Genomic DNA, 16,517 nt, shown 5'->3' with positions numbered 1-16,517 from the left:
ACTTGCGAGAATCCGAACATTCTTATTTCACCAAGGTCAGGGTGCCGGCTTTTTCGTATTTCCTGCCGGTTTCATCGATGGCTGTCAGGCGGTATGCGTAAACACCGATCGGGGCTTCTTTGCCGTTCATTTTACCGTCCCAGCCTTTTTTCGGGTCCTTGCTTTCGAAAACGATCTGGCCCCAGCGGTTCAAAATTACCAAACTAAAATTATTCTGAAAACGGCCTTTTACTTCAAATACATCGTTCAAACCGTCGTTGTTGGGAGAAAAAGCCGTGGGAACAAAGATCTTCACTTCCTGCACGATGGTTTCGGTATTCGAATAACTTATTTCGCCGAGGTTGCTTTGCGCTTTGATGCGGTAACGCAGCACCTGCTCCGTTTCGGAAAGTTTTGGTATGGAAAGGGAAAACGTCCCGGTTACCGGCTGGCTGCTGTTCACGTTAAAATTGGCGTCGAGCGTTTCTAAAGTATATTCAGTGGAGGTTCCTTCAAAGCCTTCGTAAGTGCTCCAGGCCAGGTCTAAGCTACGCGTTAGTAAATGCTGCAGGCTGGTTAAAATTACCGGACAACTTACATTGCTTTCCGGCGAAGCATTGCCGCAATTATCGGTGTAGGTGATCTTATAGCAGGGCTCCTGTTCCCGGAAATTCTTGCTGGCATCCTGAAATTCCGGCGAAACGCTATTCAAAACCGCTGCAAAACTACTGCCATTGCTGCTCCGGAAAACCTGCTGATTTTTTAGATTTGTACCGGCCGGTAAGGCAATTGTTCCGGTTAAAATATTTTCCGGGGTGAAGCTGGTTAAAAGTCGGGCCGCGGGCGGAATATCCGTGGAAATTGCCGTGGTGCAAACTTCGTTCGAGCTGGAAAACGCAGTGCCATTTTCAGAGATCTCCAGTTCGTAGCAATACGTTAAACCGCAGGTAATATCAGTATCTTCGAAAGTAGTTTGCTGCGTGCCGGCAGGCGTTATGCTGGTGCGCGGACTGTTTCCTTCGCGGCGGAAAAGATTGTAAATAAAGCTGCCGCCATTAGGCGTGCTTCCGCTGTAAGCCGGCCAGGAAATTACGTTCTTTTTATTCTGGGCCGATGCCTGTAAAACTTCCGTGCAAATAACCGGCGAAACTACATTCCGGCTGTTGCCGCAATTATCGAAAACACTCACCCGGAAACAATTCGAAACCGCATTGTTGATGCCATTTAAAGTAAAAGTTTGCGCTGTGCCGTTAGCCGGGTCGAGCAGACTTTTTTGCGTGAAAACGCTACCGTTTTGCTGCTCCAAACTGTAGGAATATCCGCTCTGCAGACCGCTTACGGTAAACGAAATTTCGCCGGAAGCTCCGGTATTCAGCACATCTGCTTTTGAAATTACGGGAATGCTTGGCGCAGCCACCGGCGCTAAGGTTTGCGTTGAAGCATTTCCGCAAAAACCAGCAGTATGAGTGCCGTTCAATACAACAGAATAAGAGCCCGACGGACTCGGTACGCTGAGGGTTTGTCCGGAAGTAACTGCAACTGGAGCATTGCTGCCGACTTTTAACGTATAGGTATCGTAGGTCGCATCGGTAATGGTGATCTTTACCTGGTCGTTACCGCATTGGGTAGCCGTGAATGTTGGCGGCGGAGTGGCTTTGACTATATATGTATTGGTATTGGTTGTGCTACCTCCTGGAGTATTCGGGTCATTTATTAGTTGGGTAACAATGTAAGTTCCAGGGTTATTAAAAAAATAACGTTTAGTCGGGCTGTTAGCATCTGCAGGTTGGAATGAAACTCCGTTGCTTGCATCCAAGTCATAATACTCGGCAGCACCATTTGGCCCTAACGATCCACAATTGATAAACTGAATTGGTTCACCCACGCAGATAACGGTTACTTCCTGGCCTTTATAATACGCTTTAAAACATTGCTGCGCGTAGGCAGAAATTACGGAAAACGGTATCAGAAACAGCAGAAAAAGTAACCGGCGCATCAGTTTCTAGAAAGTCAGGTTAAAGTTATGGATGAAGTTCACCGAGTTTTTAATGTCGTAATGCAGCACCCGGTCTTTGGTAACGAAGGAAACTTTCTGGCGGTATGCTTCCAGCACAGAATTTAATTTCTCCGATGTTTTCAGCGGTTTCCGGAACTCGATGGCCTGCGCCGCATTGAACAATTCAATAGCCAGAATGCTTTCCAGGTTTTTCACCACGCGATACGCTTTGGTTGCGCCGTTAGAACCCATGCTTACGTGGTCTTCCTGGCCATTCGAAGAAACAATGGAATCTACCGAAGCCGGCGTACAAAGCTGTTTGTTCTGGCTCACAATGCTGGCGGCGGTATATTGCGGGATCATAAATCCGGAATTCAAACCCGTTTCCGAAACCAGAAACTCCGGCAGGTCGCGCAAACCAGAAATTAATTGGTAGGTTCTTCTTTCAGAAATATTTCCCAGTTCAGCCAAGGCAATGCAAAGAAGGTCCAAAGCAATTGCCAGGGGTTGTCCGTGGAAATTACCGCCGGAAATGATGATGTCTTCTTCCGGAAAAACGTTCGGGTTATCGGTTACAGAATTGATCTCGGTGGTAATAACGTCGTTAGTATACCGGATCGCATCTTTGCTGGCGCCATGTACCTGCGGAATGCAACGGAACGAATACGGATCCTGCACGTGCTTTTTCGGGCTGGCGATCAGTTCGCTGCCTTCCAGCAATTCCCGGAAACGTTCTGCGGTTTGCAACTGTCCGGCATGCGGACGTACTTTGTGAATGAGGTGGTTGAACGGATCTAATCTACCCGCAAAAGCTTCCAGGGAAATGGCGCCAATCACATCGGCCATGTTCGATAAATGGTTGGCCTGCAGGCAGCACCAAACCCCGTAGGCGCTCATAAATTGCGTGCCGTTCAAAAGTGCCAGCCCTTCTTTCGCTTTCAAAGCAATCGGTTGCCAGCTGAACATATCCAGAATGTCCTCGCCTTTCAACCGGTAACCTTCGTAATTCACTTCACCTAAACCTAAAAGCGGCAAGCACAAATGCGCCAGCGGAGCCAGGTCGCCGGAAGCGCCAAGGGAACCTTGCTGGTAAACTACCGGATAAATGCCGCGGTTATAAAATTGCACCAGGCGTTCCACCGTTTCCAGTTGCACCGCACTGTGACCATACGCCAGACTTTGAATTTTCAGCAACAGCATGATCTTCACAACTTCCTGCGGCACTTCCTCACCGGCCCCGCAGGCGTGGCTCATTACCAGGTTTACCTGCAACTGCCCCAGGTTTTCCGGTGAAATGCTCACTTTGTAAAGTGATCCGAAGCCGGTGTTGATGCCATAGATCGGCGCATCCGAATTTTCGATCTTCTTGTAAAGGTATTCATGGCAGGAAACGATCTTTTCCTTCGCTTCGTCAGAAAGCGCCAGGGTTTTTCGGTCCGAAAGGATAGCGTTTATATCGGCTAAAGTAAGTTCGGCAGTAGATATATGATGAACCATTGGTTAATGTGTTAATTTTTTATGTGCTTATGATCGCAGAGAGTGGTCTACCACCCCCAACCCCTCCTTATCAAGGAGGGGAGCATTTATCGCAAGTGTATTATTGTTTTTAATTAATTTTTTACTTTTCCCGATAATTCCCCGCCTTAGCAAGGAGGGGTTGGGGGTGGTTGGTTTTCAAGGCAGCGATATTAAATTCCAGACAGAGAACTAAATCTGAAAACCTACTTCAACTTCTCTAAAATCTCTTCCAACTTTAAACTTTCCTGTTCCCCGGTCTGCATGTTTTTCAGATTCAGGTTCCCGCTTTCCATTTCCTGCGAACCGATCAGGAGCACGAAAGGAATAGCTTTATTATCCGCATAGGTCATCTGCTTTTTCAGCTTAGCCGCTTCCGGGTAAAGTTCGGCCGCAATGCCGGCTTCGCGGAACCTCTGTAAGATCGGTAGCGAATAAATTTCGGATTCTTTATCGAAGTTGGAAATCAGCACTTTGGTACCGGAAACAACATTTTTATCGAACAGGTCAAGTTCTTCCATCACGTCGTAAATGCGGTCTACCCCGAAGGAAAATCCTACGCCGGAAACGTTCGGTAAGCCAAACATGCCGGTCAGGTTATCGTAGCGGCCGCCGCCGGAAATGCTGCCCATCTGCACATTATTCACCTTCACCTCGAAAATGCAGCCGGTGTAGTAGGAGAGGCCACGGGCCAGCGTAGTATCCAGTTCTACTTTCGCGGTTTGAATGTTGAAATGTTGCAGGTAGCTGAAAACTTCCCGCAGTTCGGTCAGGCCACGCAAACCTTCTTCGCTATCCACCAATACCGGGTCGAGCTGCTCTAAAACGCTATCGTTTCCGCCCGAAAAACTCATCAGTGGCCGTAATCTTTCTATTGATTTCGCCGCAATGCCGCGCTCGATCAGTTCTTTTTCCACGCCTTCCTGCCCGATTTTATCGAGCTTATCTATGGCCACGCAAATTTCGCCTTCGCGGCCTTTTTCGCCAATGGCTTCGGCAATACCGGCCAATATGCCGCGGTGGTTTATTTTAATGGTGAAGTCGGTTAAGCCCAAGGTCGTTAAAACCTCGTCGATCATCAGTACAATTTCGGCTTCGCAAAGCAAAGAATCGGTTCCTACTACGTCGGCATCGCACTGGTAAAATTCGCGATAACGGCCTTTCTGCGGACGATCGGCGCGCCAAACCGGCTGGATCTGGTAACGCTTGAACGGAAAGGTGATTTCATTGCGGTTCATCACCACGTAGCGGGCAAACGGTACGGTTAAATCATAACGCAACGCTTTTTCCGACACTTTGCGGGTAACTTTTTTATAGCCGTCTTCCAGGTCGTTGAGGGTAACTTTATTCAGGAAATCGCCGGAATTCAGTACTTTAAAGATCAGCTGGTCGCCTTCGTCGCCGTATTTTCCGGTCAGCACGCTCAGGTTTTCCATGGTTGGCGTTTCCAGGGGCTGAAAGCCGAAACGCTCGAATGTATTTTTAATTACCGCGAAAATATAATTGCGTTTCTGCAGCACTTTCGGCCCGAAATCGCGCATTCCCTTCGGTAACGACGGTTTTTCTTTGCTCATTTTAAAAACAATTTGCCGGCGAAGGTACGAAATCTGCGCTTAAATTCTGTCATCTCAAATTGTTAGCAAAAACGGTATACTTTTTCTGTTAAAAAGTCGTAGCTTATGGTCTGAACACGATTTTCTGGGATTATAAAGATTGACTTGATTTTTTTGATCTTGATTGCGCAATCTAAAATGTGTGCGGACCAGTCAGGCCCCAGTCTCTACGGGAATCCTGTCCATCTTAAAACTCCTTAAAATCGTGTTCAGACTAAATAGCATTTAAAAACCATAGCATTAAACGATGAACAACACTCAACCTGATGAATTTATGCAGGCCGCCATTGCGGAAGCCAAGCAAGGACTAAACGAAGGCGGCATTCCGATCGGCTCCGTAATTGTGCGCGATGGCAAAATTGTAGGCCGTGGCCACAACCGCCGTGTGCAGCACAACGACCCCATGGCCCATGCCGAAATAGATTGTCTGCAAAACGCCGGAAGAATCGGCAATTATAAAGATACCACGCTGTATTCTACTTTAATGCCCTGCTACTTATGCGCCGGCGCAGTGGTGCAGTTCGGCATCAAAAAAGTGATTGTAGGCGAAAATAAAACTTTCCCTGGGGCCGAAGAATTTATGAAACAGCACGGCGTTGAAATTGTTAATCTGCAAAACGAAGAATGCATCAACCTGATGGAAAACTTCATTGAAGCCAAACCGGAACTCTGGAATGAGGATATTGGGGAGTAGGGTTGAAGGCTTATGTTAAATGAAATTTTAAATTAAGTGTAAATTTTAAAGCAGCGCAAGGTTCAAGCCTTGCGGTGCTTTAAAATTCGAAAAAACGCTATCTTCCATACCCAAAAAACTACCCAAATGGAAACCGCTCAAATGCTCTACCCGGAAGTCCGCAATTACGTGGCCGGAAATTTTATAAATTCTTCTGCGGAAACGCTGGAAATTATTAGTCCTTTAGACGGTAGTTTGCTTTCTACAGTGCCGCTTTCCGGCGAAACGGAATTAAATGAAGCCGTAAAAGCCGCGCAGCAAGCGTTTCCAAAATGGTCAGCCATGCCCATAAAAGAGCGGGTGCAGATCTTTTTTCGGTACAAAACCCTGCTGGAGCAAAACCTGGAAGAACTAACCGAACTGGTACACCGCGAAAACGGCAAAACTCTGGGCGAAGCGCGGGCGGAAGTTGAAAAGGCGATCGAATTAACCGAATTTGCCTGTTCATTACCCCAACTCGTAGCTGGAGAAATTCTGGAAGTAAGTGCGGGCGTGGAATGCCGGTTAGAAAAAAAACCGATCGGCGTAGTGGCCAGCATCACGCCTTTTAATTTTCCGAACATGGTGCCACACTGGACCATCCCGAACGCCCTTGCGTTAGGAAATTGCATGATCCTGAAGCCTTCCGAAAAAGTGCCCATTTCTGCGAACCGCATTGCTGAATTACTGACCGAAGCCGGTTTACCGGCCGGGGTTTTCAACGTGGTAAACGGCGCACAGGAACTCGTGGAAGCCATCTGCGACCATCCGGATATTGCGGCGGTTTCGTTTGTAGGTTCTACCAACGTTGCGAAAATCGTGTACCGAAGAGCTACCAGTAACCTGAAACGTTGCGTGGCTTTGGGCGGAGCGAAGAATCACATCATTGTGCTGCCGGATGCGAATATTGGCTTAACCGCGGCCGGCGTGGCGGCGAGTATGTCGGGTTGTGCGGGGCAGCGGTGTATGGCTGGTTCTGCTATGCTGGGCGTGGGCCCAATTGACAACATCATCGAAAAAATTGTAGAAGAAGCGAAGAAAATTATTCCCGGCGAGAACTTAGGTTCGGTAATTTCCAAAGAAGCCAAAGAGCGGATCGAAAAGTATATTTCCGAAGCAGAAAAAGCTGGGGCCAAAGTTCTGGTTGACGGCCGAAACGCTATGGTTTCCGGCAAAGAAAACGGCTATTACGTTGGCCCGACCATCATCGATTTTGTAACGCCGGATATGGCCATCGCCAAAGAAGAAGTTTTCGGTCCGGTACTCGCCATTATCCGCGCGAAAACCTTAGACGAAGCCCTTCAAATTGAAAATAAATCGGAATACGGCAACGCGGCTTCGGTCTTTACCCAAAGCGGCGGTTTGGCGCGTTACGTGATGGAAAATGCCAGCGCCGGCATGATCGGCGTAAACGTGGGCGTACCGGTTCCGCGCGAACCATTTTCTTTCGGCGGCTGGAACGAATCCAAATTCGGCACCTGCGACATTACCGGCAAAAGCTCCATCGAATTCTGGACGCAAATGAAGAAAACGACTACCAAATGGAATCCGGAAGCGGGCATTAACTGGATGAGTTAATTCGATTTGGAGATTTGGAAATTTGAAGATTTGAAAATGAAAAAGGGATTATTTCAGAATTTAATTTCTGGCTTAATTGCGTTATTTATTCTTCTGGAATACTTTTCAGATGCATTAAATATCTTCTCAGGAAATTATTTTGGAAAAATTGTTGATGGATGGGGTGATTCAATGATAATGATCATTTTCGCGTTAATACTTGGTATTAATTTATTTTCCTATCGAAAACAGAAAGATAAATCTTTATTTAAGGGGATGTTAATGTTTAGCATATTGCTTTTGTTAAGCATTCCTTTGGGAAACAAAATAAAATTACCAGTGATATTTTTTTCAAGCCTTTTTTATCTAATTTTTCTTTTAGGAATATTTTGGAAAAATAGGTTTTCTCAAAGTTGATAAAATAATTTTTCTAAAAAACGCTATCCTTTTCGCCTCAAAAAGTAAAACCTTTAAACCTAAAACTATGAAAGTCCAATTAGCAATTATTCTGTCAGTATTTTTATTCTCGTCCTTCGGTTTTAAAGATGAGCCAAAACCAGATTTCATCGGCACATACGGCATTTCTAAAAACCATCCTGTAAAATTTGAATTGAAAATAAACGCCGATAAAACGTTTTCCTACCAGGATTATTCTGATCCGAATAAAAAGATCGATGCCCGCGGAACCTGGGAATTAAAAGACAACAAGATCATGCTTCAGGATCAGACCGCAACCTTTCCTTACCGGAACAAATGGAAAATCGAAAAAGAGGGAAAGGCAGTGAGGACCAGAAAAGGGATGGAGTTTATCCGGTTGGCGAAACTTTAAAAATTTATTTCTGAATTCAGATTCCTTTTCAGGCAAAATTCAGGCTTTTCTCAATTACAAAACGGTAGGCTTTTCCGCCCAAAAAGTCGAAATCCGTTTATTTAAAAATTGAATCATTCCATCATTCAAGCATCAAAACAATGGAGCAAGTTCTCACTTCCGAACGCGAAGAAATTGTAGAAAATAACCTGCAGCACACGCTTTTTTCCTGGCAAAAGCAGGCCGGTTTAAAACCGCTCGTGATCAACAAGGCCGAAGGCGTGTACATCTGGGATATGAACGGCAAACGCTACCTCGATTTTTCTTCGCAACTGGTAAACATGAATATCGGTCACGGCCACCCGGCCATTGCCGAAGCGGTTTACAAGCAGATGCAGGAAGTAAGTTACGTCTATCCGGGAATGGTTACCAAAGCACGCGGCGAGCTGGCGAAAAAACTAGCCGAAGTAGCTCCTGGCAACCTGACCAAAACCTTATTTACTTTAGGCGGCGCTGATGCAATTGAGAATGCCATAAAGCTGGCACGTTTGCACACCGGCCGCCATAAAATTGTGGCGCTTTACCAAAGCTACCACGGCGCTACCCACGGCGCTATGGCTGCCGGCGGCGACCCCCGCAAATTGCAGGTAGATGCGCACCTGATGCCGAACGTAGTGCACGTAGAAAATCCTCATTTCTACCGCTGTCCGTGGCATTCCGAAACGCCGGAACAATGCCGCGACCGGGCAATTGAGCATCTGGAAAGGGTAGTGGGCTACGAAGGTCCGGACAATATTGCCGCTATGATCATGGAAGGTGAATCTGGTACTTCGGGTTGCATAAAATACCCGCCGGGTTACCTGAAAAAAGTAAAACAAATCTGCGAAAAACACGGCATCTTATTTATTGCCGACGAAGTTATGAGTGGCTTTGGCAGGACAGGTAAATGGTTCGGCGTACAAAACCACGACGTAGAACCCGATTTGCTTTGTTTTGCCAAAGGGGCTACCGCCGGCTACCTGCCGCTGGGCGGCATGATGGTTTCTGAAGAAATTGCCAGAACCTTCGACGAAAAACCGCTGCCGCTGGGCTTAACGTATTCGGCACATCCGGTTTCCTGCGCGGCCGGCGTGGCCGTGATGGAAGTTTACGAAAAGGAAAACCTGGTAGAAAGAGCTGCGGAGCTGGGTAAATACATGGAAGAAAGGGTAGCCGCACTCATGCAGAAACACCCGAGCATAGGCGATTTCCGGAATACCGGTTTACTGGGCTGCCTGGAACTGGTAAAAAACCGGCAGACCAAAGTACCCATGGCGCCCTGGAATGCGAACGCTACCGAAATGAAGATCATGAGTCAGCTGCATGCCCGGCTTTTCGAACTGGGAATGTATACCATGGTCCGTTGGAATTATGTGTTCATTTGCCCGCCGCTTACCATTACCGAAGCGCAAATTGATGAAGGGCTGGAGATTATTTCCGAAGCTCTGAAAATTGCCGACGCGGCTTGTAATTAACTTCCGTACTTCTGATTTCTTTCGGGTACTGTTGGGTTTTCCAGATCGGTAACGAATGTCTTTGTTTATTTGCGGTTGTAACTTTTCTATAAAGTATAAACCAATTTTACCTTTTCAAATTCAGGTAGCGAAGGTTTAAACCCTACGCTACCTGAATTTTCTACAAGCAACATCCACAAAAACTGACCGACTGCATTCTCTTATCTGATTGATATCAACTTCCTGATAATAAAGACCAGCAGGCCTTTTTTTTCTTGTTTCCGTAATTACCTTTGTATATAAAATAATGCGAAGTGAAAGCTTTACCCGTAATATTGTTAAGTCTTGTTATTCTGCTGCAGCCGCTGAGCAAACTCATGCTGGTGGCCGAATATCAGGTGAACAAGAATTACATTGCGGAGTTTCTTTGCGTAAACAAAAGCAAGCCTAGGCTGAAATGCGAGGGCAAATGCCAGCTCAGCAAAGAACTGAAAGCCGCCGATGCCCATGAAAAAAATCACCCTACGCCGGTAGAAAAAATGGTGGAAGTGGTGCAGTTTTTTCAGCCGGCCTTTACTTTTTCACCACAATTCCCTACCGTTATCAAACCGGCTTTTCGTTATTTCTCCAATCCGAAAGTAACAGCACCGGCTTTCGGGATTTTTCATCCGCCCTGTTTTTTGGTTTAGTTTAATCGTTTTTCAGGCCTTCTTTCCGCAATTTTTTTGCGGAAAGAAGGCCCTGCAAGCAGAGATTTTTCGCTTTGAAGAAAAGCGACTTCTGCTACATTTATGCCTTATTTTAAACCAAAACTAACCTTAATCGAGATGAAAAATTTTCAACTGAAATCCGCTTTTTCTGCTTTTTTATTATTGTTCGCTTTTACATTTACCGCCTGCGACAACGACGACGACGATACAACTGTAGAGCCCCAGCCCGTTGTTGCCGCCGTAACCATCACTTCGCCAGCTGCCGGCCAGGAAGTGAAAGCCAACCAGACCGTAAATATTACGGGCACCATTGTGGCGCCTAACACGCTGCACGGTTATACCATTATCGTCCGGAAAAAAGCCGATAATGCCGAAGTGTTCAAAAAAGAAATTCATGAGCATAAAACCGAAATTGCCGTTAACCAGCCCTGGACGGTCGATAATTACACCACGCACGTAGACCTGGAACTGGAAATTATTGGCGTACTGGATCACGATGGCAATACCATTTCCAAAAAAGTAAGCTTCCACGCCATGCCTTAATGCTCTGGCATCTTCGGAGAAAATGCATTCTACTTTTTAGCCTGAAAGCGCTACCGTTTTTTCGGGCACAGAACATTTAAATTTCAAGGCTCATGTTGAAGAAAATAATTATGGCGGGCTTTTGCGGTCTGCTGTTTACCAGTGCGCAAAATGCGCAGGGCTGCGACGCCTGCGGTTGCGGCGTGGGAAGTTACCAGTTCGGGATTTTGCCGCAACAGAATAAAAACTTTGTCGGCCTCCGCTACCAGCAGAAATCCGACGAAACTGCCCCAAAGCACGGTTCGCAATCGAAGGAAAGCTTCCAAAGCACCGAAATCTGGGGCCGGTTTTACCCACTAAAGAAAGTGCAGGTTTTAGCTTTGCTGCCGTACAATTTCAACCAGCAGAAAACCGAAAGCGGCACCACCCAGGTGCAGGGTTTAGGCGATGCGCTGGTACTGGTAAATTACAATTTGCTGAACAACACCGACAGTTTATACCAGAAAGTAAAACATAATTTATTTGTAGGCGGCGGCGTAAAACTGCCCACCGGCGAATTCGACAGCAAAATTGAAGGTTCGGAAATGAACCCGAACATGCAGCTGGGTTCCGGCAGCTTCGATCTGGTAGCCAACGCCATGTATACCGTCCGCTACGATAAAATTGGGTTGAACACGAACGTAACCTATAAATACAATACGGTTAACAAAAACGAATTCATGTTCGGAAATAAATTCGGCGCCGGAACGGTATTGTTTTCGGTGCTGAAAGTAAAGGAAATGGCCATTATGCCCAACGCCGGCTTCAGCACGGAAATTACCGCCAAAGATCAGCATTTCGGCAGTGAATTACTGGAAAGCGGCGGCCACGCAAACTTTGTAAGTGCCGGCTCGGAGTTTTACTTTAAGAATTTATCGGCGGGTGCAACATTACAGAAACCGGTTTCACAAAACGTTTCCGAAGGCTACGTAAAAACCGGTAACCGCTTGTTAACGCACCTTACTTTTATGTTTTGATCCATTCTAAACTTTCCCTGAAATAAAGGAAAAAATAGACAGAATAAGGAAAGCAGCCCTGGAAATTCCGGGGCTGCTTTTTTATTGGTATGTAAATTGTATTACCGGAATTATCGGATTAAATGCGAATTACTAACTTGCGGCGAAATACCAGAACGCTATTCTTATTAACCCGAAAACTGCAATTAACTTTACCTCAATTGTTATGAAAAAGCTCTTCTATTTATTCTTTTTGCTGGCCTTTACCAGCTGCACCATTCACGATAGCGATACACCCGGGCCGATGGGTCCTCCGGGGGCTACAGGCCCACAGGGCCCTGCCGGTAATGCTAACGTAATCAGCACCGAACACATCACCCTGAATACCTGGGTTTACAACAGCCAGTACCGGTGGTATTACGCTACTGTAAATATGCCGGAAATAACGCCTGACGTAACTGATTATGGCCTGGTAATGGTTTATCAGCGTATTTCCGGGCCAAATAATCCGATCTGGATTCCCCTGCCAGATACTTATGGCAACGTAACCACCAACTACGAATTTTATGACGGCGGCATTACCATTTACCGTTTCAATGTAGACAATTCCACCCCTAGTGCGCCAGCCAGCATGGTTGTACGCGTGGTTATCATTCCGGATTCATTCCGAAAAGCAAACCCCGGTGCCAACTGGAAAAATTACGAGGTTACGAAAGAAATTCTGAAGCTACAGGATTAAGATGTTTGTGAAGATAAGTCCCCCTTTGGATAGCTTGTCTTAAAGAAGGAATATTTTTTCTTACCCAAAACGCTATCCTTTTTACCTGAAAAACTCAAAAAGCAACTCTTTAACCGGGTTGCTTTTTTTATTTGTCCGTTCCTGAAAATTTCAGCACCTTTAAACCGCACATTTAACCGCTGAAAAACCATGAGCATCCTGATCAAGAACGGCCGCATTGTAACCGCAGACGCAGATTTTACCGCCGATATTTTCATTGAAGGCGAAACGATATCTCAAATTGGCAAAAACCTGAACGTAACCGCCGGCGAAGAAATTGACGCATCGGGTTTAATGGTTTTCCCCGGCGGCATCGATCCGCACGTGCATTTGAGCATGCCGTTCATGGGTACTTTTTCTTCCGACGATTATACCACCGGCACCCGCGGAGCTTTGTTTGGCGGCACCACCACGGTTATCGATTTCATCCTGCAAACCCAGGGCAAATCGCTTCGCCACGCGTTTGACGAATGGAGCGGCCGCGCCAATGGCAACGCGGTGGGTGATTATTCCTTCCACATGGCCGTTACCGATTTCAACGAAAACACGAAGCCCGAAATAAAGGAAATGGTGGAAGAAGGCATCACGAGTTTCAAAACGTTTATGGCCTACAAAGGCGCTTTAATGGTGGACGACCGCATGATGGTGGCCCTGATGGAAGAAGTGAAAAAACAAGGCGGCATGGTTACCACCCACGCCACCAACGGCGACATGATCGATTACCTGGTTGCCAAAAACCTGAAAGCCGGCAATACCACGCCGCTGTACCATTATTTATCGCAGCCCGAAGTTACCGAAGCCGAAGCCAGCAACCGTTTCGCGGATATGGCCAATTACACCGGCGTGCCCGCTTACATTGTGCATTTAACCTGCGAAGGCGCCCTGAACCACGTACGCGATGCCGGCAAACGCAACCAGAAAGTAATGGCCGAAACCTGCATCCAATACCTGACTTTAGACGCAAGTTTGTACGAAAAGAATTTTGAAGGCGCCAAGTGGGTGATGAGTCCGCCGTTGCGCGAGAAAAAAGACCAGGCTGCCCTTTGGGCGGGCATTAACGCCGGTTTGCTGCAGGTGGTGGCTACCGATCATTGTCCGTTTTTCTGGGAGCAAAAGAAAATGGGCGAACACGATTTCTCGAAGATTCCGAACGGTGCGCCGGGCATTGAGCACCGCGTAGAATTGCTGTTCTCGGAAGGTGTAACCAAAGGTAAAATTTCCCTGAACAAATTCGTGGAAGTGATGAGTACAAACGCCGCCAAGATCTTCGGCATGTTCCCACAAAAAGGCTGCCTCGCCATCGGTTCCGACGCCGACATCCTGCTCTTCGACCCGAACGAAAAACACATCATCTCCGCCCAAACCCACCACATGAACTGCGACTACTCCGCCTACGAAGGTTGGGAAGTTACCGGCAAAACCAAAACGGTATTCTTAAGAGGTAAAAAAGTGATTGCGGAGAATGAAGTGCTGGTGGAGAAAGGGTATGGCAAATTCCTGAAGCGGAAACAGGTAAGTGGTGTGATTTAATTAGCCAACGCTTTTTTTTATTTTGAATTAATTGCTTTATTGATTTTTAGATAAGGATGAAATCTTTTTTAAAATTCACCGCTTTTAGTTCTATATAAAATTAAGTATGCGCTATGATTAAATATAGCTTTTGGGTGCTGCTCATCGGACTAACTTCTTGTGGCATATATCGTCAGAATGTGGTGAATTCCCCTTTGTTACAGCAAAAAGGTCAGGTTCAAATTGGGGGGCATAAAAGCTTCAATGGCCTGGAAGGACAGGCAGCCGTTGCGGTTACAAAGAATATTGGACTTTTGGCGAGTTACAACAACATGGGGGAAGATAGGGACGTATATTCTGCCATTAATTACGAAATTAAAAAACACCACTTTAAAGAAGTAGGAGCCGGTATATTTAATAGAACAGAATCTGACTGGATTTGGGAGTTATATGCGCTGGCCGGAAAAGGCATGTATTCTCGTTTCTGGAAAGGTGCAAATACCGCTGGATCGACCTATGAAACAAACCAAAAAGTGGAATACAGCCGCTTTGGAATCCAGGCAGATTTTGGAAGAAAAGAAAATAAACTCGAATTCGCCTTAACCCCAAGGTTGCTTTGGGTCAATTATTATAAGATCGACGATGACTCCAGAACTGATTACAAAGACATTGCGAATTCCTACGTTTATGCTGAAGGTGCTTTTACCCTTCGATACCACATTTTAAAGTTCCTGATGATCTCAAGTCAGGTTGGTGTTACGTTTCCATTAAAGAATTACGGGTATAATCATTATTTCGAGTTTTCTCCCTTTAATGCCAGTGCAGGTTTAATTTTTAATTTAAACCTTCTGAAATCTAAAGAATAGCGAAGGTTTTATACATTTCTATTTAAGAACTTTATTAACAAATTTAGCACCTTAAAAATGGCAGGAAGGATAAAGTTGAACTTAATGCAATTTGCTGATTTATTAAAATTCCGTTCTGAATTTTAGTTCTTCGAATTTTAGGTTTTGTGTTAGGAAGCAATTATCTTACAAATGCTTTGGAATGGTAGTTTTTATAAACCTTTCCGCTAATTTTAAGCCTGAAATCAGTATTTAAAACCGCACCAATATGTCCCGTAAAATAAAATCCGGCCTGATCCAGATGAGCATGCCGGAAGTGGCCGAAAATGCCAGTGTAGAAGAGATCAAGGAAGCAATGCTGCAAAAGCATTTGCCCTACATCGACGAAGCCGGCCAAAAAGGCGTACAGATCCTGTGTCTTCAGGAAATTTTCAACGGCCCGTATTTCTGTGCCGGTCAGGATATTAAATGGTACGAAGCCGCCGAATCTATTCCCGGCCCAACTACCGACCTGATGGCCGAATACGCCAAAAAATACCAGATGGTAATGGTGGTGCCGATCTACGAAAAAGAGCAGGCCGGCGTACTTTACAACACCACAGTGGTAATAGACGCCGACGGCACTTTGCTGGGGAAATACCGCAAAAACCACATTCCGCACCTGCACCCGGGTTTCTGGGAGAAATTTTATTTCAAGCCGGGCAATTTAGGCTACCCGGTTTTCCAGACGCGCTATGCCAAAGTGGGCGTTTATACTTGCTACGACCGTCACTTCCCGGAAGGCGCCCGCGCGCTGGGGTTGAACGGCGCAGAAATTGTGTATAATCCTTCGGCTACGGTAGCAGGTTTGTCGCAGTATTTATGGAAGCTGGAGCAGCCGGCCCACGCCGCGGCCAACGGATATTTCATGGGCTGCATCAACCGCGTAGGCACCGAAAAACCCTGGAACATCGGTAAATTCTACGGTAACTCGTATTTCGTAGATCCCCGCGGCAAAATCTTCGCCGAAGCTTCTGAAGATAACGACGAACTGCTGATCTCCGAATTCGACCTGAGCCTGATCGATGAAGTGCGTTCCGTATGGCAATTCTACCGCGACCGACGCCCGGAAACTTACCAGGAATTAACGGCGCTTTAATCTAAATTCAGAAAATGAAACAGAAGCAAACGGATGATGGAATTTTGTTCATTCGTTTGCTTCTGCGTTTTATCGGAACCCGATTTTCAGGATTAAAAAGATAGCCAGGATTTTTTGTCGGAACGTGATTCTTTTGATTTTTTAATAGCTGTGAAATGTAAGGCCAGGTCGCGACCTGGCTGCGGGCATATTGCGACAAATCAATTCCACTGATTATTACGATTAAAGAATTGCGATTAAATTTTTGCATCATCCATTTATCCGGTCATCCCGACGTAAGGAGGGAACTAACGCATACCGAACCTGTAAGCAATTTTTCGCTACGCTGAAATTCCATAATAGTACCA

15 protein-coding genes are annotated in these 16,517 nt (G+C 46.1%); 12 read left to right on the top strand and 3 right to left on the bottom strand.

Annotated elements, in window-relative coordinates:
- Nucleotides 1–22: 22 nt before the first annotated feature.
- From I5M27_RS12235 to hisS, 3 genes are all read right to left on the bottom strand, one after another.
- Nucleotides 23–1,975 carry a T9SS type B sorting domain-containing protein gene (locus tag I5M27_RS12235; protein ID WP_200506515.1) on the bottom strand — a complete coding sequence of 651 codons (1,953 nt, stop codon included), beginning with the start codon at nucleotides 1,973–1,975 and terminating at the stop codon, nucleotides 23–25.
- Nucleotides 1,976–1,981: 6 nt separating this feature from the next.
- Nucleotides 1,982–3,472, bottom strand: coding sequence for a histidine ammonia-lyase (gene hutH / locus I5M27_RS12230; protein WP_200506514.1), 1,491 nt, complete (start codon nucleotides 3,470–3,472; stop codon nucleotides 1,982–1,984).
- A gap of 224 nt (nucleotides 3,473–3,696) precedes the next feature.
- Nucleotides 3,697–5,064 carry a histidine--tRNA ligase gene (gene hisS, locus I5M27_RS12225; protein WP_200506513.1) on the bottom strand — a complete coding sequence of 456 codons (1,368 nt, stop codon included), beginning with the start codon at nucleotides 5,062–5,064 and terminating at the stop codon, nucleotides 3,697–3,699.
- Nucleotides 5,065–5,350: 286 nt separating this feature from the next.
- Here hisS and I5M27_RS12220 point away from each other — a divergent pair, with 286 nt between their 5' ends.
- The 12 genes from I5M27_RS12220 to I5M27_RS12165 all read left to right on the top strand — a co-directional run bounded on the left by I5M27_RS12220 (nucleotide 5,351) and on the right by I5M27_RS12165 (nucleotide 16,170).
- The gene (locus I5M27_RS12220; protein WP_200506512.1) at nucleotides 5,351–5,797 is read left to right on the top strand and encodes a nucleoside deaminase; all 447 of its coding nucleotides are present in this window, start codon (nucleotides 5,351–5,353) and stop codon (nucleotides 5,795–5,797) included.
- Between the two features lie 126 nt (nucleotides 5,798–5,923).
- Nucleotides 5,924–7,393, top strand: coding sequence for a CoA-acylating methylmalonate-semialdehyde dehydrogenase (locus tag I5M27_RS12215; protein WP_234462515.1), 1,470 nt, complete (start codon nucleotides 5,924–5,926; stop codon nucleotides 7,391–7,393).
- 36 nt (nucleotides 7,394–7,429) lie between these two features.
- Nucleotides 7,430–7,789, top strand: a complete 360-nt coding sequence (locus I5M27_RS12210; RefSeq protein WP_200506511.1) for a hypothetical protein — start codon at nucleotides 7,430–7,432, stop codon at nucleotides 7,787–7,789.
- A 67-nt stretch (nucleotides 7,790–7,856) separates the two neighbouring features.
- The gene (locus I5M27_RS12205) at nucleotides 7,857–8,201 is read left to right on the top strand and encodes a hypothetical protein (protein ID WP_200506510.1); all 345 of its coding nucleotides are present in this window, start codon (nucleotides 7,857–7,859) and stop codon (nucleotides 8,199–8,201) included.
- A gap of 140 nt (nucleotides 8,202–8,341) precedes the next feature.
- On the top strand, nucleotides 8,342–9,694 hold the full coding sequence (locus tag I5M27_RS12200) for an aminotransferase class III-fold pyridoxal phosphate-dependent enzyme (protein WP_200506509.1): 1,353 nt from the start codon (nucleotides 8,342–8,344) through the stop codon (nucleotides 9,692–9,694).
- A gap of 314 nt (nucleotides 9,695–10,008) precedes the next feature.
- Nucleotides 10,009–10,362, top strand: a complete 354-nt coding sequence (locus I5M27_RS12195) for a hypothetical protein (protein ID WP_200506508.1) — start codon at nucleotides 10,009–10,011, stop codon at nucleotides 10,360–10,362.
- A 138-nt stretch (nucleotides 10,363–10,500) separates the two neighbouring features.
- Nucleotides 10,501–10,926, top strand: coding sequence for a hypothetical protein (locus I5M27_RS12190; protein ID WP_200506507.1), 426 nt, complete (start codon nucleotides 10,501–10,503; stop codon nucleotides 10,924–10,926).
- Between the two features lie 92 nt (nucleotides 10,927–11,018).
- Nucleotides 11,019–11,921, top strand: coding sequence for a hypothetical protein (locus I5M27_RS12185; RefSeq protein WP_200506506.1), 903 nt, complete (start codon nucleotides 11,019–11,021; stop codon nucleotides 11,919–11,921).
- A 205-nt stretch (nucleotides 11,922–12,126) separates the two neighbouring features.
- Nucleotides 12,127–12,639 carry a collagen-like protein gene (locus I5M27_RS12180; protein ID WP_200506505.1) on the top strand — a complete coding sequence of 171 codons (513 nt, stop codon included), beginning with the start codon at nucleotides 12,127–12,129 and terminating at the stop codon, nucleotides 12,637–12,639.
- Between the two features lie 189 nt (nucleotides 12,640–12,828).
- Complete coding sequence (hydA, locus tag I5M27_RS12175) at nucleotides 12,829–14,208, top strand: dihydropyrimidinase (protein ID WP_200506504.1); 1,380 nt, start codon at nucleotides 12,829–12,831, stop codon at nucleotides 14,206–14,208.
- 113 nt (nucleotides 14,209–14,321) lie between these two features.
- Complete coding sequence (locus I5M27_RS12170) at nucleotides 14,322–15,053, top strand: hypothetical protein (protein WP_200506503.1); 732 nt, start codon at nucleotides 14,322–14,324, stop codon at nucleotides 15,051–15,053.
- Nucleotides 15,054–15,300: 247 nt separating this feature from the next.
- Nucleotides 15,301–16,170 (top strand): nitrilase-related carbon-nitrogen hydrolase, encoded by an 870-nt coding sequence (locus tag I5M27_RS12165; protein WP_200506502.1) that lies wholly within the window; start codon nucleotides 15,301–15,303, stop codon nucleotides 16,168–16,170.
- Nucleotides 16,171–16,517: the final 347 nt, after the last annotated feature.

Origin of the sequence: Adhaeribacter terrigena (assembly GCF_016623615.1) — a bacterium.
Lineage (GTDB): Bacteria > Bacteroidota > Bacteroidia > Cytophagales > Hymenobacteraceae > Adhaeribacter_A > Adhaeribacter_A terrigena.
This window is presented reverse-complemented; position numbering and strand designations above follow the sequence as displayed.

What these genes read in the sequence shown, in the direction of transcription:
- I5M27_RS12235 (WP_200506515.1), bottom strand. Translation starts at nt 1,975, where the DNA reads ATGCGCCGGTTACTTTTTCTGCTGTTTCTGATACCGTTTTCCGTAATT.
- hutH (WP_200506514.1), bottom strand. Translation starts at nt 3,472, where the DNA reads ATGGTTCATCATATATCTACTGCCGAACTTACTTTAGCCGATATAAAC.
- hisS (WP_200506513.1), bottom strand. Translation starts at nt 5,064, where the DNA reads ATGAGCAAAGAAAAACCGTCGTTACCGAAGGGAATGCGCGATTTCGGG.
- I5M27_RS12220 (WP_200506512.1), top strand. Translation starts at nt 5,351, where the DNA reads ATGAACAACACTCAACCTGATGAATTTATGCAGGCCGCCATTGCGGAA.
- I5M27_RS12215 (WP_234462515.1), top strand. Translation starts at nt 5,924, where the DNA reads ATGGAAACCGCTCAAATGCTCTACCCGGAAGTCCGCAATTACGTGGCC.
- I5M27_RS12210 (WP_200506511.1), top strand. Translation starts at nt 7,430, where the DNA reads ATGAAAAAGGGATTATTTCAGAATTTAATTTCTGGCTTAATTGCGTTA.
- I5M27_RS12205 (WP_200506510.1), top strand. Translation starts at nt 7,857, where the DNA reads ATGAAAGTCCAATTAGCAATTATTCTGTCAGTATTTTTATTCTCGTCC.
- I5M27_RS12200 (WP_200506509.1), top strand. Translation starts at nt 8,342, where the DNA reads ATGGAGCAAGTTCTCACTTCCGAACGCGAAGAAATTGTAGAAAATAAC.
- I5M27_RS12190 (WP_200506507.1), top strand. Translation starts at nt 10,501, where the DNA reads ATGAAAAATTTTCAACTGAAATCCGCTTTTTCTGCTTTTTTATTATTG.
- I5M27_RS12185 (WP_200506506.1), top strand. Translation starts at nt 11,019, where the DNA reads ATGTTGAAGAAAATAATTATGGCGGGCTTTTGCGGTCTGCTGTTTACC.
- I5M27_RS12180 (WP_200506505.1), top strand. Translation starts at nt 12,127, where the DNA reads ATGAAAAAGCTCTTCTATTTATTCTTTTTGCTGGCCTTTACCAGCTGC.
- hydA (WP_200506504.1), top strand. Translation starts at nt 12,829, where the DNA reads ATGAGCATCCTGATCAAGAACGGCCGCATTGTAACCGCAGACGCAGAT.
- I5M27_RS12170 (WP_200506503.1), top strand. Translation starts at nt 14,322, where the DNA reads ATGATTAAATATAGCTTTTGGGTGCTGCTCATCGGACTAACTTCTTGT.
- I5M27_RS12165 (WP_200506502.1), top strand. Translation starts at nt 15,301, where the DNA reads ATGTCCCGTAAAATAAAATCCGGCCTGATCCAGATGAGCATGCCGGAA.